Genomic DNA, 23,676 nt, shown 5'->3' with positions numbered 1-23,676 from the left:
TGACCTGACCGGTACATCGCTCGGCTTCGTACAATGCGTAACGTTTCTTACTTGGTTTCTTACTTGATGGGGCGACAGGACGTACTGCCGGTCTCTGTGTCGCCGTGAGACCCGAATGCCTCTCGTAAGGTAACGAACTGCAGCCCTCGCTTTTTGGCGGCGTCGAAGATCCTCGGCAATACGCAGAGCAAGACGGGTTGACCGTCGTCGGTAATGGCGGCGGCGCCATCGTGGAGCAGCAGGATGTCGCGCGGTGCCAGATCACGCAGCAATCGCCGTGCCACGATTTCGGGGTCGCGCTCGCGGGTATCGAAGCCGCGTCGTGTCCAGGCGGCCAGCCTTAGATCGAGCTTTTGCAAGACTGGCTCCAGCAGGATATTGCGCAAGCCCGCCGGCGCCCGGAAAAACGCCGGCCGCTCGCCCGTCAGTTCCGTCAGCGTGCGTTGCGCCGTATCGATTTCCCGGCTCAGCGCGCCCATGCCCGTGACCGAAAAAGTATGCACATGCTTCTGCGAGTGGTTCTCCACGGCATGTCCTCGCGCGACGATCTCGCGGGTCAACGCGGGATATCGGCGCGCGCGTTCGCCGATCAGGAAAAACGTGGCGCGAACCCGGTGCGCATCGAGCAGGTCGAGGACCTGGGGCGTGACGAGGGGATCAGGACCGTCGTCGAGCGTGAGCGCGATGGCGTTTGCGTTACGCGGGATAGCCGGCAAGCGAGTCCAGTTGGCGCCAAGCAGCGTTGAACGCGGCCATAGTCCCGCGGCCGTCACCGTCGCATGGTTGATCGCCGTGCCGGCCAGCCACCAGGGCCACATCTCCGGCGCGGCGGCGCAGCCCGCTAGTGCCACCGCATGCCACGCCGCCGTGACCTTCAGCGCGAGGGGAGATCCGGTCACAGGCCAGCGACGCTCGGACGCTGCATCCGGATCGAGTTGCAGTCGCGGATGAAGTTTGAGCATGCGTGTTCCTTCTTTGATTCCAATAACGTTTAACCGTTTATACGCTAATAAAAAATGCCCCCGGGCAGGCCGGGTTGAACACGACCCAAGTTTACCTATTTCCTACGGAAGGCATTCGCAGGCGTTGGCACTCATTGTGGCCACATGAATTTTAGCGTTTAGCGGTAGCGTCAGAGCGTTTTCACGGTGATATCGTCGTAACGCCTGAGCTTGTAGATCGCGATGGAGACGATCCAGCTCACAATGAATACGCCAATGACGATGTAGCCCAACAGCCCGAAGTGCTCGTTGACGCTGCCGATAGAATCCCAGAACGGGCCCTTGAGCCCGAAGTTGTCCTGGAGCAAACCCAGCACCTCGATGCCGCCAATCAACACCGCGACCACCACTGAGACAAACGTGATCGTGATGTTGTAGTAGAGCTTGCGCATGGGCCGGACAAAGGCCCAGCGATACGCACCGAGCATCAGGATGCCGTCGGTGGTATCGACCAGCGACATGCCCGCCGTGAACAAGATCGGCAACACGAGCACCGACCAGAACGAGAGGCCATGCGACGCCTGGGCCGCCGATATGCCGAACAACGCAACCTCGGTCGCGGTATCGAATCCGAGCCCGAACAGGAATCCCACCGGATAAAGATGCCAGCTACGCGATACCAGTTTCAACAGCGGCCGAAGCAAACGCGACAGGAAACCGCGATTGTTCAGCAGGAGGTCGAGATCGGTTTCGACCAGCGGTTCGCCACGGCGCACGGCGCGAAATGTCCTGATCACAGAGGCCAGCACAATCAGGTTCGCGATGGCCAGGACGAACAGGAACAGCGCCGAAACACTGGTGCCGATCAGACCACCGATGCCTCTGAGGTCATCGAAGTGAGCCGTCAGCGCGGTCGCAGCGAAGGCTACCCCGACTGTGAGGGCGATGACCACCGTCGAATGGCCGAGCGAGAAAAACAAGCCGGCGCCGAGCGGACTGCGGCCTATCTGGAGCAGCTTGCGCGTGACGTTATCGATAGCGGCGATGTGGTCCGCATCCACCGCGTGGCGCAGCCCGAACGTGTACGCTAAAAGCGCGGTGCCCAGCAACGCAGGCTGCCCGTGAAAAGCCGTCAGTGCCCATGTCCATGCGAGCACATTGAAGACGAGGAGGAGCGCATAGATCCCGGTGATTTTGTGGCGCAGACCCGTTGGGCGGTCATTAAAAAGCTGAGACATTTGTTTTAGCATCATGCGCCTCGCATCCTTCCGTGCCCTTCGCACAATCAACAGCCGCGCCGCTCGCGCTTAACGCACCGTTTCCCCGACCTCTGCCAACGCGGCTGCTTCCAGCCAGGCGTACCACGCCTTCATCCCCGCCCCGGTTTGCGCCGATACCTGCAGTACTTCAATAGAAGGATTCACTTGCCGCGCATACGCAATGCAGCGTTCGACATCGAAACGCAAGTGCGGCAGAAGGTCGACCTTGTTCAACAGCATCAGGCGGCTTGCACGGAACATGTGCGGATACTTGAGCGGCTTGTCTTCGCCCTCGGTCACCGACAGGATCACCACCTTTGCCTGTTCGCCGAGATCGAACAACGCGGGACATACAAGATTGCCGACGTTCTCGATCATCAGCCATGCATGCGAAGGCGGATCGAGTTGCGCCAGCGCGCGCGAGACCATGCTGGCATCGAGATGGCAACCCGTGCCCGTGTTGATCTGTACCACACGGCAACCGGTCGCGCGAATGCGCTCGGCGTCGTTGAGGGTCGCCTGATCGCCTTCGATGACCTGGATCGACTGGGTACTGCGTAACGCCTGGAGATCGCGGATGGTACGTTCAAGCAACGTGGTCTTGCCCGCGCCCGGTGAGCTGACGAGGTTCAGTGCGGTGATATGGCGGCTCGCCAGCCAGCCACGGTTGTGTTCGGCAAGCAACTGGTTCTTCGCCAGAACATCCTGTTCGAGCGCGATTGTTGTGCCGTGGGTTGCTGCGGCAATCGCCACTTCGGATGGGGGTATGGGCGATTGTTCGGTAGCTGGGTGATCGAGGGCTACAGGCGTTTGTGCGTGGTGGTGTTCGTGAACGTGAGTTTCATGCACATGACGATGCGCCCGCGCATGCAGATGCGCGGCCACGCTCACGCCGCCGCCGCTCGCCAGTTGCCGCCACGAACCCGGTTTGCGCGCCGCACCGCTTTCCCCTTCCGCCGACGTCTCAATTCGCTCACCGGTCTCAGGGTCTGTGATCACCGTGCCGGCACCTTTCGAGCAACCGCATGTGGTACACATCAAGCCACCTCCATCTGTTTTATCTTCAGCTCGCTGCCGGCCAGCAGTTCAAGATTGACGCTTCCGCACGCGCAGTGTTCGAGCAGGTCGATCATGTCCACGCTGCCGCCGCAGTCCAGGCATCGCGCCAGGCCTGGCGTCTCGACAATCTCCAGCGCCGCGCCTTCGACCACGGTGTCTTTTGCGCAGACATCGAAGCAAAAACGGATTGCGTCCGGCATCACCGCCGACAACCGCCCGATCTCCAGCGTCACGCGCAGTACCCGCGCGCCCATCGCGCGTTCGGCGCACAACTCGACGACACTATTTGCGATGCTCAGTTCATGCATGAGACTGCGCTCCGTATTCCCTTACGTCTGAAGCTCGCTAACAGATCCGGGGCAGTTGCTCACCCGTCAGCATGTCGACGATTCGCTGTCCACCGAACACCGTATGCAGCACCACGATGCCCGCAGGCTGCGCCACTACCTCGCCGATCACAGCCGCCCGCGTGCCCGCCGGGTGCGTATGCATCGCCGCGAGCACGCTTGATGCGGCGTGTGCGGGGACGATCGCAACCAGCTTGCCTTCGTTCGCCAGATACAGCGGATCCAGGCCGAGGATCTCGCAAGCGCCCTTCACTTCCTCGCGGATCGGCAGCGCGTTTTCCTGGATGCGGATCGCCACGCCCGACGACACCGCGAACTCGTTCAGCACCGTCGCTACGCCGCCGCGTGTTGCGTCACGCATGCAGTGGATGTCCTTGCACGCACCCAGCATTGCATCGACCAGTGACGCGAGCGGCGCGCAATCGCTTTCAATATCGGACTGCAACGCAAGCTGTTTTCGCGCGACCAGAATCGCTACGCCGTGGTCCCCGAGAAACCCGTTCACGATCACCACGTCGCCTGGCTGTGCGCGCCGCGCCGATATATTCACGCCGGGCGGCACGACGCCCACGCCTGCGGTGTTGATGAAGAGCTTGTCCGCGCAACCGCGCTCGACCACCTTGGTGTCGCCCGTAACAATAGACGCACCTGCTTCAATCGCGACACGCTGCATGCTTGCCGCCACGCGACGCAGAACATCAACCGCCAGGCCCTCTTCAATTACCATCCCGCACGATAGAAACAGCGGTTTCGCGCCCGACATGGCGAGGTCGTTGACCGTGCCCGATACCGCCAGCGTGCCTATGTCACCGCCTGGAAAAAACAACGGGTCGACGACGTAGCTATCGGTAGTGAACGCGAGCCGGTCGCCGAGACGCGCGAGGTCCGCAAGCGGAAAAACCGCCTGGTCTTCGAGCGCGGCGAGCGTGGGGTTGTCGAAAGTGGTGACAAATACGTCCTCGATCAGATCACGCATCGCCCGGCCGCCGCCGCCGTGCGCGAGATTGATCGTGACATCGCGTAGCCTGCCGATCCGGTCGTTCATGCTCCCACTCCCGGGTTGACCACTTCCGGCGTGACGCCCTTATGAGCGAACAACGCCGATGTATCGATGCGTGCATAACGGTAATGCGCCGCGCACGCGCCTTCGCTCGATACCATCAACGATCCGAGCGGCGTCTCCGGCGTGCAGGCAGTACCGAATACCTTGCACTGCTGCGGCTTGATCACGCCCTTGAGCACTTCCCCGCACTGGCAGGATTTTGGATCGGCGATCTTCAGGTTCGCGACAGGGAACTTGCGCTCGGCGTCGTAAGCGGCGAAGCGTTCGCGTATCCGAACGCCGGAGTGATCGATCGATCCCAGTCCGCGCCACTCGAAAAACTCGCGCAACTCGAACACTTGCTCGATCGCCGAGAGCGCCTGTGCATTGCCGTCTTCCGGCACGATCCTGCCGTACTGGTTCTCCACTTCGCAGCGACCTTCGGCAATCTGCCGCAGCACCATCCACACCGATTGCAGCACGTCGAGCGGTTCGAATCCGGCAACCGTAATCGGCCGCCGGTAATGCTCAGCGATAAACCGGTACGGCCGCGTGCCGACCACCATGCTCACGTGCCCCGGTCCAAGGAAACCGTCGAGATGCAGGTCGGGGGAATCGAGGATGGCCTTGATCGTCGGAATGATCGTGATGTGATTGCAAAACAGCGAGAAGTTATTGATGTGTTGGACGTGAGCTTCCAGCACGGTCATCGCGGTGCTCGGCATGGTGGTTTCAAAACCAAGCCCGAAGAAGATCACCTCCCGATGCGGATTCGCACGCGCAACAGCCAGCGCGTCGAGCGGGGAATAAACCATCCGTACATCTGCTCCATCGGCCTTCGCTTTCAGCAAGCTCTTGCGCGAACCGGGAACGCGCATCGCGTCGCCGAAGGTCGTGAAGATCACTTCAGGCCGCTCGGCGAGCGCCACGCAGTCATCCACGCGGCCCATCGGCAACACGCAGACCGGGCAACCGGGGCCATGAACGAATTCGACCTCGGGCGGCAGCATCTGGTGAATCCCGTACCTGAAGATGGAATGCGTATGGCCGCCGCAGACTTCCATGATCTGCAACGGCCGTTCAAGGCCTCCACGATCGTGCACGATCCGCTCGACCAGCCGATGGATCTCATGCGTGAGCGTACGGGCTTTCTCCGGATCGCGGAATTCGTCGACGTATTTCATGACACGCGCTCCGCTGCCGCTGTGTCAGGGACACTCAGGCTGCCGCGTTCATCGGCGAGCAGCGTATGAACCAGGTCCCACAGGATGTGGTAAATCGCGACGTGGGTTTCCTGGATCCGATGAATGCTGTCGCTCGGCACCACGAGGCAATGGTCGAGCGCACCCGGCGCTACCATTTTACCGCCGTCATGCCCGGCCAGGCCGATGGTCACCACGCCCATCTCCCGCGCTTTTGCGAATGCGGCAAGCAGGTTGTCCGAGTTGCCGCTGGTGGATATCCCGATCAGCCCGTCGCCGCGACGCGCCTGCGCCACCAGTTGCCGCACATAGATATGCGCGAACCCAACGTCGTTACCGACGGCCGTCATCATGGCGGTATCGGCGACGAGGTTGACTGCGGTGAGCGCCGGACGCCCGGCCGTTACCGGATGCAGGAACTCCACCGCGATGTGTGCAGCGTCGCAACTCGAACCGCCGTTGCCCATCGAAAAGAGCCTGCCGTCACGGCGATAAACATCCGCAATCGCATGCGCTACGGCGACCACGGCAGTGGCGTTATCCGCGAAGAACACGCGCTTCGCGTCGATGCTCGCCTGCGCCTTCTGCGCGACCGATTCGAGCAGCGCTGCGTCGAGTTTCGCCGCGTCCTGATGCTCGCCGTGAAGGAACGGATACAGGCCATGTAGCGCCCTATGTTCAGTCATGGCGCGCCCCGTCGCGGTGGTTGAATGTATCGGGAGGTGGCGGCTCACCACCTCCCTCCATCATCGCGGCCATCTCCGCCTGCGCTTCGCCAAGTTCACGCAACAGGGCAAGCGTGCGCATGGCTTCGGCTTCGTCGAGACGGCTCATCGCGAAGCCGACATGCACCAGCACCCAGTTGCCCACGCACGCGGACGGCGGCCAGTCGTCATCCACGATGAACGCGATGTTGATGATCCGCTGCACCCCGCCTACATCGACTAACGCGAGGTTATTGTCCGCGTCGCTGATCTCGACGATCTGTCCCGGGATGCCTAAGCACATGACCTGCTCCGTGGTTCAACCAATGCGGATGAAAGAGCACGCGCGGCGGTGATCGCCGCTTGCCCGAACGCAATGCCACCGTCATTGGACGGTACCTGGCGATGTGCCAGTACATCAAAGCCGCATGCCGCAAGGCGTGCGGTGAGTTGTTCGAACAGCACACGGTTCTGCATGACACCGCCGGACAGTGCGACGGTACGGACCTCGGTGGACACAAGCAAACGGAGGGTCATATGAACGATCGCTATCGCAAGACCCTTGTGAAAGCGCGTGGCCATGACCGGTACAGATGTGGCGCGCAGCATGTCGTCGAGCAGCGCGATCCACATGGAGGTCGGGTCGATCAACAGCGAAGTATCCTTTTCCGCGATTTCGAACGGATACGCCCGCGCGTCGTCTTCATCGTGGAGCGTGCGAGTATCGATCATCGCTTCGAGTTCGATCGCGGCCTGCCCTTCGTATTGAACGCGTTCGCGGCACACGCCGAGGGCCGCAGCGACTGCATCGAACAGACGTCCTGCCGAGCTTGCAACGGGGCTATTGATCCCGCCGTCGATCATCTGATCGAGCAGCGTCAATGGACGGTCGGAAAGGAAATGGTGGAGATCGAGCTTCGCGTATTGCTTCGCGAAAAGCGGCCATCCGAGACTCGCGCACAGATGCGCGTACGTGTTGCGCCACGGCTCATAGACCGCGTACGCGCCTCCGGGTAGCGCGACCGGTGTGAAGCTCGCCAGACGCTTGAAATTCACGTAGCCGCCGAGCAAAAACTCGCCGCCCCACAGCGCGTTGTCCAGGCCCATGCCGAGCCCGTCGAGCACAATGCCAAGAACGTCGGTGCCCAAGCCGACATCATTTTCCGCAAGACATGCCGCGAAGTGCGCATGATGGTGCTGGATCTCGGCAAGCGGTAAATGCCGCTGCTGTGCGATATCGATACCGAGCTTGCGCGACAGATAGTCGGGATGCAGGTCGACCGCGACGAAACGCGCTTCATGTTCGAACAGATGTTGATAACGCGCAAGCGACAGCGTGTAGTCGCGATATGTCTCGCCGTTCTCCAGTTCGCCGATGTGATGCGACACGACCGCTTCGCCATCGCGCAGCAGGCAGAACGTGTTTTTCTGCTGAGCGCCCATCGCGAGGGCTGGCGGCGCAGCAGCAAAATCACGCGGCAAACGCAGCGGCGCAGGGGCATAACCACGCGAGCGGCGCAGCAAACGCGGTACGCCGCCCATGACCCGCGCGACCGAATCGTCCACGCGACGGGCGATGTCGCGGTCGTGCATCAGCCAGGCGTCGGCCATACCTGCGAGGCGCTGGCGGGCTTCGTCGTTATCGATGCATTGCGGTTCGTCAGCGAGATTGCCGCTGGTCAGCACGACCGGGCCATCAAGCGATTGCATCAGCAGATGATGCAGCGGCGTGGAAGGCAGCATGAAACCTAGCGTCCCGATGCCCGGTGCAACACCCGGAAACGGATCACATATACCTTGATCGATCATCGGCATGATCACGATAGGTCCGGCTGCGCTTTCAAGCAGGACCTCGTCTGCTCCGCTCACCAGGCAATAGCGTTCGATCATCGCCACGTCACGCGCGAGCAGCGCAAACGGCTTGCGCTCGCGATGTTTCAGCGCGCGTAATTTCGCCACTGCAGCGTGATCTGACGCGGCGCATGCAAGCTGAAAACCGCCAAGCCCTTTGATCGCGACTATCTTGCCGCGCTCGATAAAGCAGCGCGTGGTATCCAGCGGATCGCCTTCTGCAACTGAACCGTCGGCCAGCTCCACCCACGGACGCGGCCCGCACGCCGGACACGCAATCGGCTGTGCATGAAAACGGCGGTCGTCCGGATTGTCATATTCACTCGCGCAGGCGTTACATAACGGAAACGCCGCCATCGTCGTGTTCGGGCGGTCATAAGGGATTGCCTGGACTATCGACAAGCGCGGTCCGCAATGCGTGCAGTTCGTGAACGCATAACCATATCGACGGCTCGAGGGGTCGAACGTTTCGTTGATACACGCCCGACACGTGACCGCGTCCGGCACCACGCCGGTATGCGCATGACCGCTTGCACTCGCGACGATCCGAAAGCCACCGGAAGGCGGCGGCGTCTCGCGCAATGGGTAACGTTCGATGACATCAATCCGCCCAAGCGGTGGGCACTCGCTGCGCAAGCGTTCGACAAAATCATCGAGCGTACTTGTGTCGGCCCACGCGTGGATCAGCACACCTTCGCTGTCGTTGCCTACATAGCCGCTCACGCCGCAAGCGTGCGCAAGACGCCATACGGTGGGCCTGAAACCCACGCCCTGAACCAGTCCGCGCACACGAATCACCTCTCCGGCCGGGGATATCACGGACGGCTCGTCGCTAACCGGCGGCAGGCACAGGCTCATGGCCGTACCCTTCACATGTTGCGGATACGGATATAACGGCGGATATCCTTCATGTTCGCCGCAACGCCAACAATCAGCCCGGACAATAACAAGTACTTCAGCAAGAGCTTCATCATGCTCTCCAGTGGCCCTGCGGCATGCTCCCGGCGTTGACCACGGTGGTCTGCGCCTGCATGCTTTCGATCATTGATTCAATGGTGTCTACTGCTTCATCTACCGCCGCCGCAACGGGTGCGCTCAGTCCCATGCGGCCCTCTTGTCCATCCTCCGTGCCGAGACTTTCCGGTTCACAACCGATTAGAACAATACGTCCGACTTCACCGCCCATCGCTTGCACGGCCTGAAAGACTTTCGCCGGATCGAGATCGTGCGGCGACAACAAGACGGGCGAAGCATCGCCTTGAAAACCTTCCCCCGTGTTCGTAACCGATAGCTCGATGACGTACAGCGTGCCCGGCGCTCCGCCCCGATGCGTTGCATCGACGAGAATGGCAAGGTCCACGCCGTCCAGCAGCGCGTAATACAGATCGATCCCCCGGATTCCGTAGTCGATCACCCGTAAATCCGGCGGCCACGCGTCGGTGTGTCTTTCATGCAAACGCCGCACGACTTCAACGCCGAAACCATCGTCGCCGAGGAAGACGTTGCCCACGCCCGCGATCAGGATCGACGTCATGACGGCCGCTCCTCGCGCAGCGGTTCCATCTCGTCGGGCGCGAAAAAGAAGCGATGACCCGGCATGCGCGCCAAGCCGAAGTCACGCCCGGGATCGCAGTCGATCGTCACCGCCACATGGATGTGATCCTCGAAATCGCGCTCGATCGATTCGATGGTCGCTATCTGATCGCGCAAGGCCACGTCGAAGATATCGGCGCGTGCATGGGGATGCAGCACGACGCGCGAGCCGACCTGCAACGCCACGCCGTTGACATTGACACAAGAAAGCCGCGGCTTCGCGTCGAGCGCGGCCCAGGGCGCCGTGTCCTCGGGGGCCTCTCCTGTTTCCTCGGACACGTCGGGACAACCCCGGCCCATCCCGGTACCCGCCCGCACTTCACGCAAGGTCCCATGGAGACGTTGCATGTCGTTCGCGGACAGATTTTCCGTGCGTTCGAGCAGCGCGCGTGAGCGCTCATCGCCTGCGGCCATCTCGCGCTTTTCGGCGTCGGTCATGGTGAGGATTCGCAGCGTCAGGATCTCGTCGATCTCGGTCGCGTCGAAGAGATCGCCCGCGCTTTCCGGCGCGACCTGCGGGTAGTCGTAGAGGATGATCGGTGCCGCGAGCATGGTGTCGTGGCGTTCACCGGAGCCGACCAGCACGGGCCATAAGCCGATGTTCTTGCAAGCCGCGATGGCTTCCGCCAATTCGTCCGGTGGCTCGATCGAGGAGACGAACGCCGCGCCCTCCAAGGCCAGTACCGCATGACACGAAAGCAAAGCGAATGACGAGGCGGCATCGCGATTCAAACGCTGCGGTTCGTCAACCGGCGTCGCGTTGACTATGCGGACCGTAAGCCTGAAGGTGCGTTCATCGATCCGCGTCGCGCAGCATTCCACCCGGCCAACGATGGCCGCCCGCGTGCGCACAAGCGCACCGCGCACGCGGCCATCCGTTTCCACGAGCGGTTCTACAGCGCGGCTTCCGGCCAGAGAAAATGGCAGGCGCAACCCCTCGGTACACAATTCGCCAAGCGTCAACACCGGGACCTCGACATGCTGCTCACCGGCTTCCTGCCATGCGTCGAAACGCCGTCCACCCGCTTCCAGTGAAGTTACCGACCGGGACGACAATTCATCTAGCCCAGTCCACGCCGCCGCGGGCTCGTTCAACTCACGCACGTCGCGCTCGATCAGATGCAGGAAGCATGGGCGCACCGTCACCCGTGCTTCATAGTCGCCTTCGATCACGCATTCGGTCTGCATCATCGATGCATCGCTGCCGGACCAGTCGGCCCACACTTGCGGATATACGCTCCCAAACGTCCAGCGCTGCCGGTTCTTCACCGAGGACGGTCTATACGGGTAAAGCATATATCCCTCGTACAGCACGGCCTGAACGATCCCATCGATGGCGTTCATTGCAAGCCTCCCTGCGCGGGCCACGCCTGTTCGCTGCGGGTCTCGTCCAGCAGGGACGTAAGTGCTTCGTCACAGCCGGTCAAGCCTCGCTCGATCCGATAACGCTCCAGCCGCTCGAACACGCCTCGCTGCACGCACATCCATGCGGTGTTCGGGTAGTAATAGTCCCGCATCGCGCGCCAGGTTGCGACCGGCAGGCGGAACGCGGTTTCCTTGTGCCACGGGACACGCGCGACTTGCAGTGTGCCGTCGCTCTCGCGATAAAAAATCGTGCCGCTGAATTGCAGCATCAAAGGAATCTCTCCCTTTCCATCTGCCAGCGCATCGAAATATTTTGCCGCCGCGACATTGAAGTCGAACGTGCACGGCACCGAAAGATCGACCGTGCAGGACTCGGTGAAAGAAGGAACAGCCGCATTCGCGTGGGTCCACAGAAGGGTCCGCAACGTCTGCGACCAGCGCTGCGGTACGCCGAACAAGTCGCTAAGCCGCGCCTGATCGACCGGCTCGTAGGTGCGCCGGGTCGCTTCTATCTGGATCTGGCAGTGCAGCGCGAGGCTCGCGATTTCCTCCTCGGCAGCCGACCCGTTCGGCGTGCTCTTATTGGTCACGCGCAGCTTGAACAACAGCAACGGCGAAACCGAATGCAGCGCGACCTCAGCACCCTCGACGACGAAGTCAAGATCAGGCATTCGGCACTCCCTCGGGCAAACGCTCGCCCGCTTTCAGCGCCGCAAAACACACGTGGATCGCGCGCCATGCATCCACGCCGCCCGACAATCCGCGCCAGCGCGCCCGGATCACGCCGGTCAGCGCATAACACTGGTCGATAGGCACGCGGTAATGCTCACGCGCGCCTTCCACGCGATTCACCAATAGCGCTTCGACATCGGGTTCGAGGGTATCGAGGATAGGGTTGTCGGCAACCAGACGGTCCCACGCGCCCAGATCAAGCGATGACTGCATCGCGCCGGCAGCGCCCGGGTACATCGCGATCACGTGTTGCGCCGCCGAGTCCCTATAAAAAAACGCAATGCCGATCGGGATCGCCAATGCGTCCCATTGTTCATCGCTCAGATGAAACTCCCTGAGCCAGCGAACGTTTTCCGGCACCCGCTTATAACGCGCGTTTTGCTGGTTCCCGAACAGCAACGCGCATGCGCGGCAGCAGCAACGCAGCGCGCGCTGTTCCAGTTCGACCACATGAGGATGAGTCCCGTCGAGCGGTTCGCCGCACAGTTCGCAGAGAACAATCTGCGGCGGCCGGGCGAACGTGCGCAGCGCAGCTACCCAGCCACGTTGCCCGTGTTCCCGAGGTCGCCCATCCCCGCGCGCATTCATGATGTTGGCAGCGTTGCGACAAACCGCAGCTCGTGGACATTGACGTCCGGCATCCCGTCAATTTCAATGCGCGCCACATCCGGCGCCTGTTCAAAAATCGCCCGCTCGATATCGTTCTGCACATCGGCAGGGGTGACGTGCTTGCCAGTCAGCACGCCCGCCAGACGAATGCGCACCAGGTCCTCCCGCGCATCGGCCAGTTCGATCCTTACGCCTTGCGCACCAAGCGGCGCCCGCAGTCCTTCGACCGCATGCGCGACGCGGCTACCCAGATCCTGTGGATGCAACCCATGCAGCAACAACAATGCGCTGACCTGTTTGTCCTGCATCAGCCGGGCGACGATCGGACCATCAGCGCCATCCGCCTCGGTCACGATCTCGGCCAGTCGCGCAAGACCGCTTGCATGCAACTCGAGCACCACCTGCAACAAGGCCTGCGCAATATCGCGCGCACGCGTGTCGTCCAGTGTCGCCAGTGCTGCAATCAGTTCGTCGATGCGCCGTTGTTGTTCTTCAAGCACGCGCGCGTCGCTCATGAGTGCCCTCCCGGCTTCATGCCCGGCGGAACGCCGAAGGTGGGCGAATGCGCGACATCGACGGTCTTGCCATCTCCGACATACATATGGACACCGCACGGCAGGCACGGATCGAAGCTGCGTACCGCCCGCATGATGTCGATACCCTTGAACTTGTCCGGCCCGTTCTCTTCGAAGATAGGCGTGTTTTGCACCGCGTCTTCATACGGTCCGGGCGTGCCGTAGATATCGCGCGGATTCGCATTCCACGGGGTCGGCGGATATGGATGATAGTTCGCTATCTTGCCGCCCTTGATCACCAGGTGATGCGACAACACCCCACGCACCGCTTCATGAAAACCGCATCCGATGGCTTCGTCGGGCACCTCGAACGGCGTAAATGTACGTGTATGGCCCGCGTGCAATTCGGCCAGGGCCTTCTCCGCGAAATGCAGCGCGCACGCGGCCGCATAGGCCTGGAAATAGGTCCGCGCGCGGTCACGTTCAATCGCGTTGCTCCACTTCGGGATCTTCCATTCGAACTCGACTTCGGGTTTGAGCGCCGTCTTCGGCAAATAGATCTTCACGCTGTGACCCGTCGACTTCACATAGCCGATATCCACCAGGCCCGCGAGCGCGGTCGTCCACAGGCGTGCGATCGGCCCACCGCCGGTATCGAGCGCGAGGTAATCGCCCGTGCGTTTGTCGTACCAGCGCGGCGACATGACCCACGTGTAGTTGCCATCGAACTTGCGTTTCTGCGGTCGCGGCAAGGTGGTCTGGTTCCACGGATGCTTGCGATCGATAGGATTGCCCAGCGGGTCTTGCCGGACAAAGGTTTCCTCATGATCCCAATCTTCGTAGAACGAGCTGCCGAGCAAAATGCGGATGTTCAGGTTGATCTCGACCAGATCTGTGGTCACGAGTTCGCCGTCGACCACCACGCCCGGTGTGACGAACATGCTGCGGCCCCAGTCGGTCATCGACTTGTAGTTGTAGTCGCATACATCCGGGTCCTGGAACGAACCCCAGCAGCCCAGCAGGATGCGCCGGCGGCCGACTTCCTCGTAACCCGGCAGCGCTTCATAAAAGAAATCGAACAGGTCGTCATGCAGCGGCACGACCTTCTTCATGAACTCCACATACTTCATCAGCCGCGTGATGTAGTCGGTGAAAAGCTGCACGGTCGGTACCGTCCCCACTCCACCGGGATACAGCGTTGACGGATGCACGTGCCGCCCTTCCATCAGGCAGAACATCTCGCGCGTATAACGGCTTACATGCAGCGTCTCGCGATAGAACTCGCCGGTGAACGGATTCAGCGCGGTCATGATGTCCGCGATGGTCTTGTAGCCGTGAATCTCCGCGTGCGGCGAGGCGGTCTTCTGCGCTTTCGCCCAGACGCCGGGGTTGGTTTCCTTGACCATCTGCTCGCAGAAATCCACGCCGACCAGATTGTCCTGGAAGATGTTGTGATCGAACATGTACTCGGCCGCTTCGCCGAGATTGACGATCCATTCCGCGATGTTCGGCGGTTTCACGCCATAGGCCATGTTCTGCGCATACACCGAGCAGGTTGCGTGATTGTCACCGCAGATGCCGCAGATACGGCTGGTAATGAAGTGCGAGTCGCGCGGGTCCTTGCCCTTCATGAAGATGCTGTAGCCGCGAAAGATCGACGACGTGCTGTAGCACTCGGCGACCTTGCGCTGCTCGAAATCGATCTTCGTATAAATGCCGAGACTGCCGACAATCCGCGTGATCGGGTCCCAGTTCATCTCGACCAGTTTGGACGGCTGTGACGCCGTCCCCGACTTCAATTCAGGTGCTGCAATGTCCGCCATGACCCCCTCCTGGATACTTCTGTCTCTCACGCAAACCGCTGCGATGCCAGCCATCAACCGCGGTTTCCATACGTGTTCCGCGAAGCCGTTCAGCGACGATAGCCAGTCGTCAGCGTGGGACGGTTATGCCGCCATTTCGGTTCCTGATTGACGGTCGAATTGGTCAGCTTGCGCAGGCTGCGGATAAGTCCGCCGTAAGACTTGATGAGATTCGACGAGAGGACCGCACCCGGGGGCTCGTCCATGAACGGCATGAACTTGTCAGGGAACCCGGGCATCGTGCAGCCGATACAGATTCCGCCGACGTTCGGGCACCCGCCCACGCCGTTGATCCAGCCGCGTTTGGGAACGTTGCAGTTGACCACCGGCCCCCAGCATCCGAGCTTGACGATACAGTTCGGACTCCCATATTCCTTCGCGAACAGAGCCTGCTCGTAGGAACCCGCGCGGTCGCAGCCATCGTGCACGGTGCGCTGGAACAGCCACTTGGGACGAAGCGCGGCGTCCAGCGGAATCATGGGAGCGAGGCCCGCCAGTTGATACAGCAGGTATAGCAGCGTCTCCATGAAGTTGTCGGGTTGAACCGGACAACCCGGGACGTTCACAATAGGCAGGCCTGCCTTCGACTTCCAGTCCCATCCAAGGTAGTCCGCGAGGCCCATGCAACCCGTGGGGTTGCCTTCCATTGCATGAATGCCGCCGTAGGTCGCACATGTGCCCGCACCGACCACGGCCAGCGCTTTAGGCGCTAGGCGATCGAGCCATTGTGGAATCGTGATGGGTTCATGCGTGTCGGGATCTGTTCCCATGGCCGCCCAGTACCCTTCTCGATTGATCTTCTCGTTCGGGATCGAGCCTTCCATGACCAGTACGAAGTTATCCATCTCACCCCGCGCCGCAGCATGAAACGGCGCCATGAATTCCGCGCCGTTTTCATAAGCCAGCACTGGATTGTGCAGATGAACCTTCGGTAGTCCGGGAATTGCGCCGAGCAGCACGTCTTCAATGCTGGGCTGCGTAGCGGCGGTAATCGATACGGAATCGCCGTCGCAACCGAGGCCCGCAGTGATCCACAGGACATGTACTTCTTTCAGTGCCGGGGCGTGTTGAGTCTTGCGGCCATAGGGGATGGCGCTTACCGGATCCATGATGGAACCTCCTCGCCTGCTGGCGAATGTGTGACTCCCCCGCGAATTGCAACGTGTTGGTTGCCGGCCGTGGCGGGGAACCGCCTTTGGCGAACAAGGGGCGCGGCGATCAATGAACTGTCGCCATCGGCTGTCTGTTCGCTCGTCTCTCCGGTTTGCGTTGGGGCGATAGTTCGACCGTAATTAACCCTATCGCCTGCATGGCCGTGTTTTTTTATTCCCTTAAATATAGTTCGTAACGCCGGTCAATCAACCGGTTTCTGCAAAGGTTTTCCCGGATCGGGTTGCCGGAATGCATCGTTTTAACAGGCGATGCGTCTGTTCAATGGTTTGTCTCAGCAACTATTGCATTCGAAGGCTTTTAACGTTTGCGCGGCAGCGGCATTATTTGCCGCTGCCGGTGGTGCTAGTGCTATCTCGACTCAGGCGAGTGCCGGTGTATGGAATCATGCGCGGGTGGGTCCATCCGGTTACGGCTATTTTGTGAGCCGATCAAGCCGCCCGACAGGCGACAGCAGCCACGATCGAAACGACGATAGACATACGGCGGTCACGTGGATATCGCATGATCCGACTCGCCATCGATCCGGGACAATGCGCGCGCCACGGGTGTTTTTTGCCGCGACACATCCCGCTTCCTAAAGTATTGGTAAGTTGTGCCGTAACCCACGTAATGGAGTGTGATCTTAGACTGCCTCCGGCTCCGGGATCCATCCTGAGCGGAAAGCGCTCCCCCGACAGCGGAGCGCCTCGCCGGAAGCATGTATGCCGTACGCAATCCAGCCACTATCGAGTGTGGCATTGATCCTCTCATCGGCGCTCGGCGACTCGCTGCTGATGATGACCGTGGCACGCAATCTCGGATTGAACGGCGTGTCGGTCACGGTGTTCGGCCAGCAAATCAATAACATGCGGAGCTGGTTTCCCGGCGTGGATATTGAACCCGAACTGAAACCGGACGACTGCGCGGGGAAACTGGCCCGCTTCGACACCGTGATCCAGCTCCACGCCAACAAGCCGTTTGTGAACCTCGATCAGTTGCACCCCAGAGTCATCGTCCTGGCCCATCTGTGCAGCGCCAATTCGACGGAGTCCATGGCCGAACGCCTGACCCGCTTCTGCCGGGATGGACTGCGTCTCGCCCTCGTCGACAAGGGCAACGGCATCACGCCTGTGCCTGGCCTGACGCATCGCCAGCGGTCGCTGCGCGTCGCGATCCATCCCATGGCGAGCACGACCGATAAATGCTGGCTGGCGTCGCGCTTCATCGGGCTTGCGATCAAGCTGCGGGACAGCGGCTTTGACCCGCAATTCGTCGTGGCGCCCGAGGAACGCGCGCACTGGACCCATATTGAACAACTCGGACTTACGCTCGCCGATCTCGGACCGCTCGATCAGGTCGCCGCGTGGCTCTACGAGTGCGGCTGGTTCATCGGCAATGATTCGGGTGTGGGCCATCTTGCGTCGAGCCTCCAGATCCCCACGCTATCGCTTTTCATGCGCCGCGGCACCGCTCGCACATGGCGTCCGGGCTGGGGCGTGGGCCAGGTGCTGATCGGCAGCGCGTATCTGCCGACCGGACGGCTCAAGGAGCGTTACTGGAAATACATGCTGTCGGTCAACAAGGTGTCGAATGCGTTCGACCGGCTGCGCGCACTCACTGCCAACGCATGAACGCATGACCAACCCCACCCGTCCCTCGTCACTTCCGCTTGGCCCCTTCGGGCGGGTCGCGTTCGTCACGTCCAACGCGATAGGCGACACGCTGGTATCGATGGTGATCGTCAGGAACCTGATCGACAACGGTATCGATGTCACCGTGTACGGCACGCCCGCCCATGCGCTTCGGAACTGGTTTCCCGGCGTCACTATCCTTGCGCTGCCGCAGGACAACCTCGCCACTGCGTTCGCTCAGTACGACACGGTCTTTCAGATGCAATGGAACCAGCCGCTGCGCGATCTTGTCGATGTCCATCCTCACGTGATTACGCTGCATGACGTCGAGTTCGGCGACCGTCCGGGCTGCATGGCGCAGCGCTTCGCTGACTTCTGCCGGGACGATCTGGCGTTGAATGCACCGGTGCTGGATAACGGGATTACAGCGCCTGCGAGCCTCGAGCATCGCAGGAACGGCAAGCGCGTGATGATTCATCCCGAGGCCAGCACCGAGGACAAACGCTGGTTCTCGCACCGCTTCGTGAGGCTCGCTCAGCGCCTGCGCAAGCGCGGTTATGACGTGCAGTTCGTGATCGCGCCGCATGAGCGCGAACGCTGGCGCGATCTCGCGACGCTGGATATTCCGGTGCCCCATTTTGAGAACCTGCACGAGCTTGCTTGCTGCGTGTACGAGTCGGGATGGTTTATCGGCAACGACTCGGGCATCGGCCATCTCGCGTCGAATCTCGGCATTCCGAGCCTGAGCCTGTTCCGGCGTCGGCGGGTAGCCGAGCGGTGGCGGCCCGCGTGGGGCCTGGTCGATGTGGTGTTGCCGTGGCAGTGGGTGCCGAGCGCGTATCTGAAAGAGAAACTATGGCGGCAAACGCTGACGTGCAACCGCGTGCTGGCGGCATTCGCGCGGCTGACCCGGCAGGCAGCGCGCACGCACGGCTAGAGGGAGTGGTTGGGGGAGTGGTTAGAGGAAGTGGACAACGCAGTGTCTAAGCGTAGCGGCTCACCGCAGAGAGTTGCTTCCACGGTGGCTCCGGCGGCATGACATCGAGTTCGTCGCGATCCATGGGAGCGGCGCTCATCCCGGACGGGGTGAAGACATAACCGCGCCCGCGGATGGTCTGGATCAGGCGAGGCGTCGACGGGTCGGGTTCGACAATCCGTCGCAACCGGCAGACCAGCACGTCCAGCGAACGGTCGCAATGCCCTTCGCCGGCGCCGCGCAATTTGTCGGCGATGGTGCGTCGGGACAGCACCTCGAGCGGGTGTTCCGCGAAGAGGCGCAGCAACGCGAACGTGCTCGAATGGAGGGCAACGGGCACGCCGTGGCGGGTCAGAATGCGGGCCCGGAAATCGAAGACAAAATCGCCGATGTTGCACTGTCCTGTGGCATTCGCGGGCGTCTTGGATTTATGCGGTGCGCGGCGCAGCACGTTCTCGACTCGCGACAGCAGTTCGCGTGGATTGCAAGGCATCCTTACGTAATCATCGGCGCCCAGTTCAAGGCATACGATCAGTTCCACCGAGTCGAGCGTGCTCACCGAGTCGCCGATCACGATCACGGGCGTGTCGTGGCCCGCCTGTTGCAGGGCTCGCAGGACGGCCGACGCTCGCATGTCGGGCAAGCCGTCCCGCAACACGATCAGCGCCGGGGCGTCGTGCTCCATGCGCTTGATTAAGGTGCTGCCGCTGGTTAGCGTATGGACGTCGATGTAGCGGCTTTCCAGGGCATCGCGAAGGTTGCCGTGGATCGACGGATTTGTCTCGACAAAAAAGATGCGTGTTTTCATTTGTGTGTTGCTCAGCGGTGGGAGGGGTTCGGGGAGGGGTGAGTGCCCGGGTGTATGTTCCGGGGTTAGTGGTTGGGGTTGATGCCGGGTTGCTGCTTTCAGCGTTAGCGGTCTGCGAGAGTCGGATTTTCTCTTTATCACTATTAGCCACTGTGCGTGGCGGCACGTCATTTCTTTGTCCAAAGCGACAAAGAAACGAAGCAAAGAAAACGCTTTAACCGCTCTACCCTAAGTGTCCACAGCGTGCAGTTTTCATTCATGGGTGCCCCAAAAGCACGGTGCTCGCCAGAGCCACGGATGTGTGAACCCCTCCTTCTCCGAACACCGATACCCACACGCTTCGCCACCAGTGATTGAACCTGCCCAAGGAGCACCCCGCGCTATCCGCGTGAACCACCCACCGAATTTTTACGCATAACGAACCATGTAGCCAACCCGGCAAGAAACAATGCGGCACAATGCGTAAGGCCGTAACCGACGAAAATAGCTGTACAGAACGCGCAGCCAATTCACAAAAACTGAAGCAGTAAACACAAACACGCATGAAACTGTGGCGGACGAATACGGTCGCACAGACCAGGTACCTAACCTGTCAAAAAGCCGCAGCCGTAAATACCTGTAAGACCGTATGGGTTCCTTAGCAATTGTGCTTGCCCGAGAGCGTACGGGGCGAAGCGTGTTCGTGTCGGGATTCGCGAGAAGGAGGGGTTCACACATCCTTCGCTCTGGCGAGCACCGTGCTTTTGGGGCACCTATGAATAGAAACTGCACGCTGTGGACACTTAGGGTAGCGTGGTTGAAAGCGTTTTCTTTGCTTCGTTTCTTTGTCGCTTTGGACAAAGAAATGACGTGCCGCCACGCACAGTGGCTAATAGTGATAAAGAGAAAATCCGACTCTCGCAGACCACTACCGCCGAAAGCACCAACCCGGCACCGACCACCCCACCCCTGCCCCCCCTACCCCCTCGGCAATACCACCCGCACCGGCAACTCCCGATCATCCATCACGAGGTACTGCTGTCCGTTCCTGTGCGAACGCATACGCTGACGAATTTCATCCTCCGACGCGTCGCCCGGCACCGCCATACACGAGTATTGCCCTTCGCGATTGACCCATTCCACAATCCTGCAGCATTCGCCCCACGCCAGCGGCAGCGTCTCCGACACCCGTGCACCACGCAGCTTGATGACCCGTTGCGCAGCGCTCGCGGAAGCGCCCTCCGGTGCCTTCACCACCGGCCGGTAACCATCATCACGAGACGGCGACGCGATGCGCCCGAATACCTTCGACGAGGTACGCTGAACGCTCGAAGCGGTTTGCATGTGTTCTCTCCAGAATCGACAATGAATCGGCAGTTGAATCGGCAACTGAGGGAATCGGTTCGAATGACCCCATTGGCAGGATCGAATACTAGTCAGGCATCACGCACTGACAATGAACAAAAGAAGGAGAAATCGTGGAGGTTGCGCGGGAACGTCGCACGAACGTGAGTCAGCTTCCCTGTTTCCACTAGAATCCGCGAATGCACAGCGAAACACATAGCGAACCACTCGGCACGACGGCAGGCTCCATCACCCGCCCAACACCACGCCGCAGCTCGCGTAACATTTTGAAAGCACTTGGAACCCGCTCCCGCGCGCGGGCAGGCAAGATTCGCTTCGGCATTACGTGGAAGATGTTCCTCGCGGTGCTGATCGCCTGCCTGACGATTTCCCTCACCATGGGATACGCGCTGCGCCTGAGTTTCGAGAACGGCTTCCTGCATTACGTCCGCGCGCGCGACGCCGGGCGGCTCAACGCCGTCATGGCGAAGGTGACGGCCGAATACGCCGCCCACGGCAGTTGGAATTTCCTGCGTCAGCATCCCGAAGAATGGATAACGCTGCTCGACGCCGCACATGATCAGGCCCTCAGGCAGGAAATGGTCGAGGCGCAAACGAACAAACTGCCAAGCTGGCGCACCTTCCCCGGCAGCGCCAGCGTGCAGCAAATGCTCGGGCCGCTCTCGGGCAACGAAGAAGGTTCGCACTGGGGCATGCGCCTGCCTGTCCCCGCGTTCGCCGACTCGGGTGTGGCGGCAAGCCGCGACCGCAGCGCCGGACGGGACGTGCCATTCGATGAACCGTCCTACGAACGCCCGCCGCGCCCCCTGATGGGTCGCGGAGGACGCGGCGCTCCCCAACCCGCCACGCTCTACGACGCCAACCATGACCTGGTGGCCACGACTGACTCCGAGCCGCCGCCCGACGCCGCCCTCAAGCCAGTGGTCTACAACGGCAAGATAGTCGGCTGGGTCGCGGCCAACGCGCCCAATACGCTCTCCGATGCCGCCGATATCGCGTTCCAGGCCCAGCAGGCCCGTGCGACCTGGGAAATCGCCGGCGTGGCTGTGATCGTGGCTGCACTGGTTGCCATGCTGCTTGCGCGGATCGTGCTGGCGCCGGTCAAGCGCCTGATGATCGCGACGCACCGGCTGGCAGGCGGCGACTACACCACGCGTGTTGCCGCCGGGCGCCGGGATGAACTGGACCGGCTCGCGGGCGACTTCAATGTGCTCGCGGATTCGCTGCAGCGCGCGGAACGCTCGCGCCGGGATTTCATCGCCGATATCTCGCACGAGTTACGCACGCCCCTGGCGGTATTGCGCGGCGAACTGGAAGCGATCGAGGACGGCGTACATGCGTTTGATCGCCATTCGCTGGCCTCGCTGCAAACCGAAGTCGGGATGCTGAACAAATTGATCGAAGACCTGTACGAGTTGTCGTTGAGCGATGTCGGTGCGTTGAGCTACCGGAAGGTGCCGGCTGACATCGGACAGTTGGTGCACGCATCGGTCGAAGCGATGCGGGAATCATTCAGGGCCAAGCAAATCGCATTGAGCCTGACGCTGCCGGAGCCGTCGGCGCAAGAGTCGGCTAATGGCGCGGCCGGCATGATCTTCCAGGTCGATCCCGCGCGCTTTGTGCAGTTGCTTAAAAACCTGCTGCTCAATTCGTTGCGTTATACCGACCCGGGCGGAAGCGCGTGCGTCTCGGTGACGGTCGGCCCTCGCGGCTGGCAACTCGATATCCAGGACTCTCTGCCGGGCGTACCCGCCGAAGCGTTGCCGCATTTGTTCGAACGCTTATATCGAGTCGATGAATCGCGTAGTCGCCAAAGCGGTGGCGCGGGCCTCGGTCTGGCACTGTGCCGCGCCATTGTGACCGCCCACGGCGGGACCACGATTGCCCGGCCATCACCGCTTGGCGGCGTCTGGATCACCGCGCATTTTGAACCCGAAGGAGGCGTGGCATGAGTACCGAGCGACGCGGCGTTCGAATCCTGATCGTCGAGGATGAGCCGAAGCTGGCGGCGGTCATGGCGGACTATCTGCATATCGAAGGATTCGAAACAACATCGATCAGCGACGGCGCCGAAGTGATCCCGTTCATTCGCACCACCCCGCCCTCGCTGATGCTGCTCGACCTGATGCTGCCCGGGCGCAACGGCATGGATATATGCCGTGAGGTGCGGCAGTTCTCGACGCTCCCGGTGATCATCCTGACGGCGCGCGTGGATGAGGCCGATCGTCTGCGCGGCCTCGAAATTGGCGCCGATGACTACGTCTGCAAACCCTTCAGTCCACGCGAGGTTGTTGCGCGAGTGAAGGCTATCCTGAGACGCGCAGCCCCGCCCGCAGCGACAGCCGTACCCGTTGCAACCGGCCTTGAGGTGGACCAGCAATTTCATACCGCACGGCTCGACGGCGAGGAGCTCAAGCTCACGCCGGTTGAACTGCGCATGCTGGCATTGCTGATGAAATCGCCGGGCAGGATCTTCCCGCGTGATTACCTGCTCAACCAGCTTTACGACGATCATCGGGTCGTGACCGACCGCACCATCGACAGTCACATCAAGAACCTGCGCCGCAAACTGCAAGTCGTGCGTCCTGACAGCGAGCCGATTGTTTCGGTCTACGGCGTGGGGTATCGGCTCGAACTTTAGCGGGCGCTGTTCAACGCCCGCTCCGACCCGGTATGCGTCGTAA

General features: G+C 61.3%; 23 protein-coding genes. 4 read left to right on the top strand and 19 right to left on the bottom strand.

Annotated elements, in window-relative coordinates:
• Window positions 1-59: 59 nt before the first annotated feature.
• The 17 genes from ACSQ8V_RS09285 to ACSQ8V_RS09205 form a co-directional block, all read right to left on the bottom strand.
• Window positions 60-962 (bottom strand): polysaccharide deacetylase family protein, encoded by a 903-nt coding sequence (locus ACSQ8V_RS09285; protein WP_436205526.1) that lies wholly within the window; start codon window positions 960-962, stop codon window positions 60-62.
• 170 nt (window positions 963-1,132) lie between these two features.
• Window positions 1,133-2,191, bottom strand: coding sequence for a HoxN/HupN/NixA family nickel/cobalt transporter (locus ACSQ8V_RS09280; protein WP_436206626.1), 1,059 nt, complete (start codon window positions 2,189-2,191; stop codon window positions 1,133-1,135).
• Between the two features lie 57 nt (window positions 2,192-2,248).
• Window positions 2,249-3,199 (bottom strand): hydrogenase nickel incorporation protein HypB, encoded by a 951-nt coding sequence (gene hypB / locus ACSQ8V_RS09275; RefSeq protein WP_436205525.1) that lies wholly within the window; start codon window positions 3,197-3,199, stop codon window positions 2,249-2,251.
• A gap of 38 nt (window positions 3,200-3,237) precedes the next feature.
• The gene (hypA, locus tag ACSQ8V_RS09270; protein ID WP_213763891.1) at window positions 3,238-3,567 is read right to left on the bottom strand and encodes a hydrogenase maturation nickel metallochaperone HypA; all 330 of its coding nucleotides are present in this window, start codon (window positions 3,565-3,567) and stop codon (window positions 3,238-3,240) included.
• Window positions 3,568-3,604: 37 nt separating this feature from the next.
• Window positions 3,605-4,651: a hydrogenase expression/formation protein HypE gene (gene hypE, locus ACSQ8V_RS09265; RefSeq protein ID WP_436205524.1), complete on the bottom strand. Its 1,047-nt coding sequence runs from the start codon at window positions 4,649-4,651 to the stop codon at window positions 3,605-3,607.
• The gene (gene hypD / locus ACSQ8V_RS09260; protein ID WP_436205523.1) at window positions 4,648-5,832 is read right to left on the bottom strand and encodes a hydrogenase formation protein HypD; all 1,185 of its coding nucleotides are present in this window, start codon (window positions 5,830-5,832) and stop codon (window positions 4,648-4,650) included. Before hypD ends, hypE begins: the two co-directional genes overlap by 4 nt.
• On the bottom strand, window positions 5,829-6,536 hold the full coding sequence (locus ACSQ8V_RS09255; RefSeq protein ID WP_436205522.1) for a D-sedoheptulose-7-phosphate isomerase: 708 nt from the start codon (window positions 6,534-6,536) through the stop codon (window positions 5,829-5,831). Before ACSQ8V_RS09255 ends, hypD begins: the two co-directional genes overlap by 4 nt.
• Window positions 6,529-6,858, bottom strand: a complete 330-nt coding sequence (locus ACSQ8V_RS09250) for a HypC/HybG/HupF family hydrogenase formation chaperone (RefSeq protein WP_436205521.1) — start codon at window positions 6,856-6,858, stop codon at window positions 6,529-6,531. Before ACSQ8V_RS09250 ends, ACSQ8V_RS09255 begins: the two co-directional genes overlap by 8 nt.
• Window positions 6,849-9,263 (bottom strand): carbamoyltransferase HypF, encoded by a 2,415-nt coding sequence (gene hypF, locus ACSQ8V_RS09245; RefSeq protein WP_436205520.1) that lies wholly within the window; start codon window positions 9,261-9,263, stop codon window positions 6,849-6,851. The genes ACSQ8V_RS09250 and hypF overlap by 10 nt, the downstream gene beginning before the upstream one ends.
• Before the next feature lie 11 nt (window positions 9,264-9,274).
• On the bottom strand, window positions 9,275-9,379 hold the full coding sequence (locus ACSQ8V_RS09240) for a DUF6893 family small protein (protein ID WP_419178007.1): 105 nt from the start codon (window positions 9,377-9,379) through the stop codon (window positions 9,275-9,277).
• On the bottom strand, window positions 9,376-9,939 hold the full coding sequence (locus tag ACSQ8V_RS09235) for a hydrogenase maturation protease (RefSeq protein WP_436205519.1): 564 nt from the start codon (window positions 9,937-9,939) through the stop codon (window positions 9,376-9,378). The genes ACSQ8V_RS09240 and ACSQ8V_RS09235 overlap by 4 nt, the downstream gene beginning before the upstream one ends.
• Window positions 9,936-11,342, bottom strand: a complete 1,407-nt coding sequence (locus ACSQ8V_RS09230; protein WP_436205518.1) for a hypothetical protein — start codon at window positions 11,340-11,342, stop codon at window positions 9,936-9,938. Before ACSQ8V_RS09230 ends, ACSQ8V_RS09235 begins: the two co-directional genes overlap by 4 nt.
• Window positions 11,339-12,034 carry a DUF6084 family protein gene (locus ACSQ8V_RS09225; protein WP_436181702.1) on the bottom strand — a complete coding sequence of 232 codons (696 nt, stop codon included), beginning with the start codon at window positions 12,032-12,034 and terminating at the stop codon, window positions 11,339-11,341. Before ACSQ8V_RS09225 ends, ACSQ8V_RS09230 begins: the two co-directional genes overlap by 4 nt.
• Window positions 12,027-12,683, bottom strand: a complete 657-nt coding sequence (locus ACSQ8V_RS09220; protein ID WP_436205517.1) for a DUF5947 family protein — start codon at window positions 12,681-12,683, stop codon at window positions 12,027-12,029. The genes ACSQ8V_RS09225 and ACSQ8V_RS09220 overlap by 8 nt, the downstream gene beginning before the upstream one ends.
• The gene (locus tag ACSQ8V_RS09215; protein ID WP_436205516.1) at window positions 12,680-13,219 is read right to left on the bottom strand and encodes a hypothetical protein; all 540 of its coding nucleotides are present in this window, start codon (window positions 13,217-13,219) and stop codon (window positions 12,680-12,682) included. Before ACSQ8V_RS09215 ends, ACSQ8V_RS09220 begins: the two co-directional genes overlap by 4 nt.
• Window positions 13,216-15,042 (bottom strand): nickel-dependent hydrogenase large subunit, encoded by a 1,827-nt coding sequence (locus ACSQ8V_RS09210; protein WP_213763902.1) that lies wholly within the window; start codon window positions 15,040-15,042, stop codon window positions 13,216-13,218. The genes ACSQ8V_RS09215 and ACSQ8V_RS09210 overlap by 4 nt, the downstream gene beginning before the upstream one ends.
• 89 nt (window positions 15,043-15,131) lie before the next feature.
• Window positions 15,132-16,190: a hypothetical protein gene (locus tag ACSQ8V_RS09205; protein ID WP_213763903.1), complete on the bottom strand. Its 1,059-nt coding sequence runs from the start codon at window positions 16,188-16,190 to the stop codon at window positions 15,132-15,134.
• A 765-nt stretch (window positions 16,191-16,955) separates the two neighbouring features.
• Here ACSQ8V_RS09205 and ACSQ8V_RS09200 point away from each other — a divergent pair.
• On the top strand, window positions 16,956-17,864 hold the full coding sequence (locus ACSQ8V_RS09200) for a glycosyltransferase family 9 protein (RefSeq protein ID WP_213763904.1): 909 nt from the start codon (window positions 16,956-16,958) through the stop codon (window positions 17,862-17,864).
• A 4-nt stretch (window positions 17,865-17,868) separates the two neighbouring features.
• Window positions 17,869-18,801, top strand: coding sequence for a glycosyltransferase family 9 protein (locus ACSQ8V_RS09195; protein WP_436205515.1), 933 nt, complete (start codon window positions 17,869-17,871; stop codon window positions 18,799-18,801).
• A 46-nt stretch (window positions 18,802-18,847) separates the two neighbouring features.
• Here the strand turns inward: ACSQ8V_RS09195 and ACSQ8V_RS09190 are convergent, their stop codons facing one another.
• Together ACSQ8V_RS09190 and ACSQ8V_RS09185 are read right to left on the bottom strand one after the other, a co-directional pair.
• Window positions 18,848-19,648: a winged helix-turn-helix domain-containing protein gene (locus ACSQ8V_RS09190; protein ID WP_436205514.1), complete on the bottom strand. Its 801-nt coding sequence runs from the start codon at window positions 19,646-19,648 to the stop codon at window positions 18,848-18,850.
• A gap of 957 nt (window positions 19,649-20,605) precedes the next feature.
• On the bottom strand, window positions 20,606-20,971 hold the full coding sequence (locus ACSQ8V_RS09185; protein WP_436205513.1) for a DUF2866 domain-containing protein: 366 nt from the start codon (window positions 20,969-20,971) through the stop codon (window positions 20,606-20,608).
• A 200-nt stretch (window positions 20,972-21,171) separates the two neighbouring features.
• Here ACSQ8V_RS09185 and ACSQ8V_RS09180 point away from each other — a divergent pair, with 200 nt between their 5' ends.
• Window positions 21,172-22,944, top strand: coding sequence for an ATP-binding protein (locus ACSQ8V_RS09180; protein ID WP_436205512.1), 1,773 nt, complete (start codon window positions 21,172-21,174; stop codon window positions 22,942-22,944).
• Window positions 22,941-23,633 carry a response regulator gene (locus tag ACSQ8V_RS09175; protein ID WP_436181695.1) on the top strand — a complete coding sequence of 231 codons (693 nt, stop codon included), beginning with the start codon at window positions 22,941-22,943 and terminating at the stop codon, window positions 23,631-23,633. Before ACSQ8V_RS09180 ends, ACSQ8V_RS09175 begins: the two co-directional genes overlap by 4 nt.
• Window positions 23,634-23,676: the final 43 nt, after the last annotated feature.

Origin of the sequence: Caballeronia sp. LjRoot31, from assembly GCF_964253885.1 — a bacterium.
Taxonomy (GTDB): Bacteria; Pseudomonadota; Gammaproteobacteria; order Burkholderiales; family Burkholderiaceae; genus Caballeronia.
The sequence above is the reverse complement of the archived record's forward strand: the minus strand, read 5'-3'. Positions and strand labels throughout refer to the sequence as shown.

Coding starts and splice junctions, on each gene's coding strand:
- hypF (WP_436205520.1), bottom strand. CDS start 9,263: ATGAGCCTGTGCCTGCCGCCGGTTAGCGACGAGCCGTCCGTGATATCC.
- ACSQ8V_RS09180 (WP_436205512.1), top strand. CDS start 21,172: ATGCACAGCGAAACACATAGCGAACCACTCGGCACGACGGCAGGCTCC.
- ACSQ8V_RS09185 (WP_436205513.1), bottom strand. CDS start 20,971: ATGCAAACCGCTTCGAGCGTTCAGCGTACCTCGTCGAAGGTATTCGGG.
- ACSQ8V_RS09250 (WP_436205521.1), bottom strand. CDS start 6,858: ATGTGCTTAGGCATCCCGGGACAGATCGTCGAGATCAGCGACGCGGAC.
- ACSQ8V_RS09255 (WP_436205522.1), bottom strand. CDS start 6,536: ATGACTGAACATAGGGCGCTACATGGCCTGTATCCGTTCCTTCACGGC.
- ACSQ8V_RS09200 (WP_213763904.1), top strand. CDS start 16,956: ATGCCGTACGCAATCCAGCCACTATCGAGTGTGGCATTGATCCTCTCA.
- ACSQ8V_RS09280 (WP_436206626.1), bottom strand. CDS start 2,191: ATGCTAAAACAAATGTCTCAGCTTTTTAATGACCGCCCAACGGGTCTG.
- ACSQ8V_RS09240 (WP_419178007.1), bottom strand. CDS start 9,379: ATGATGAAGCTCTTGCTGAAGTACTTGTTATTGTCCGGGCTGATTGTT.
- ACSQ8V_RS09220 (WP_436205517.1), bottom strand. CDS start 12,683: ATGAATGCGCGCGGGGATGGGCGACCTCGGGAACACGGGCAACGTGGC.
- hypA (WP_213763891.1), bottom strand. CDS start 3,567: ATGCATGAACTGAGCATCGCAAATAGTGTCGTCGAGTTGTGCGCCGAA.
- ACSQ8V_RS09215 (WP_436205516.1), bottom strand. CDS start 13,219: ATGAGCGACGCGCGCGTGCTTGAAGAACAACAACGGCGCATCGACGAA.
- ACSQ8V_RS09225 (WP_436181702.1), bottom strand. CDS start 12,034: ATGCCTGATCTTGACTTCGTCGTCGAGGGTGCTGAGGTCGCGCTGCAT.
- ACSQ8V_RS09230 (WP_436205518.1), bottom strand. CDS start 11,342: ATGAACGCCATCGATGGGATCGTTCAGGCCGTGCTGTACGAGGGATAT.
- ACSQ8V_RS09195 (WP_436205515.1), top strand. CDS start 17,869: ATGACCAACCCCACCCGTCCCTCGTCACTTCCGCTTGGCCCCTTCGGG.
- ACSQ8V_RS09235 (WP_436205519.1), bottom strand. CDS start 9,939: ATGACGTCGATCCTGATCGCGGGCGTGGGCAACGTCTTCCTCGGCGAC.
- ACSQ8V_RS09285 (WP_436205526.1), bottom strand. CDS start 962: ATGCTCAAACTTCATCCGCGACTGCAACTCGATCCGGATGCAGCGTCC.
- hypE (WP_436205524.1), bottom strand. CDS start 4,651: ATGAACGACCGGATCGGCAGGCTACGCGATGTCACGATCAATCTCGCG.
- hypD (WP_436205523.1), bottom strand. CDS start 5,832: ATGAAATACGTCGACGAATTCCGCGATCCGGAGAAAGCCCGTACGCTC.
- ACSQ8V_RS09190 (WP_436205514.1), bottom strand. CDS start 19,648: ATGAAAACACGCATCTTTTTTGTCGAGACAAATCCGTCGATCCACGGC.
- ACSQ8V_RS09210 (WP_213763902.1), bottom strand. CDS start 15,042: ATGGCGGACATTGCAGCACCTGAATTGAAGTCGGGGACGGCGTCACAG.
- ACSQ8V_RS09205 (WP_213763903.1), bottom strand. CDS start 16,190: ATGGATCCGGTAAGCGCCATCCCCTATGGCCGCAAGACTCAACACGCC.
- ACSQ8V_RS09175 (WP_436181695.1), top strand. CDS start 22,941: ATGAGTACCGAGCGACGCGGCGTTCGAATCCTGATCGTCGAGGATGAG.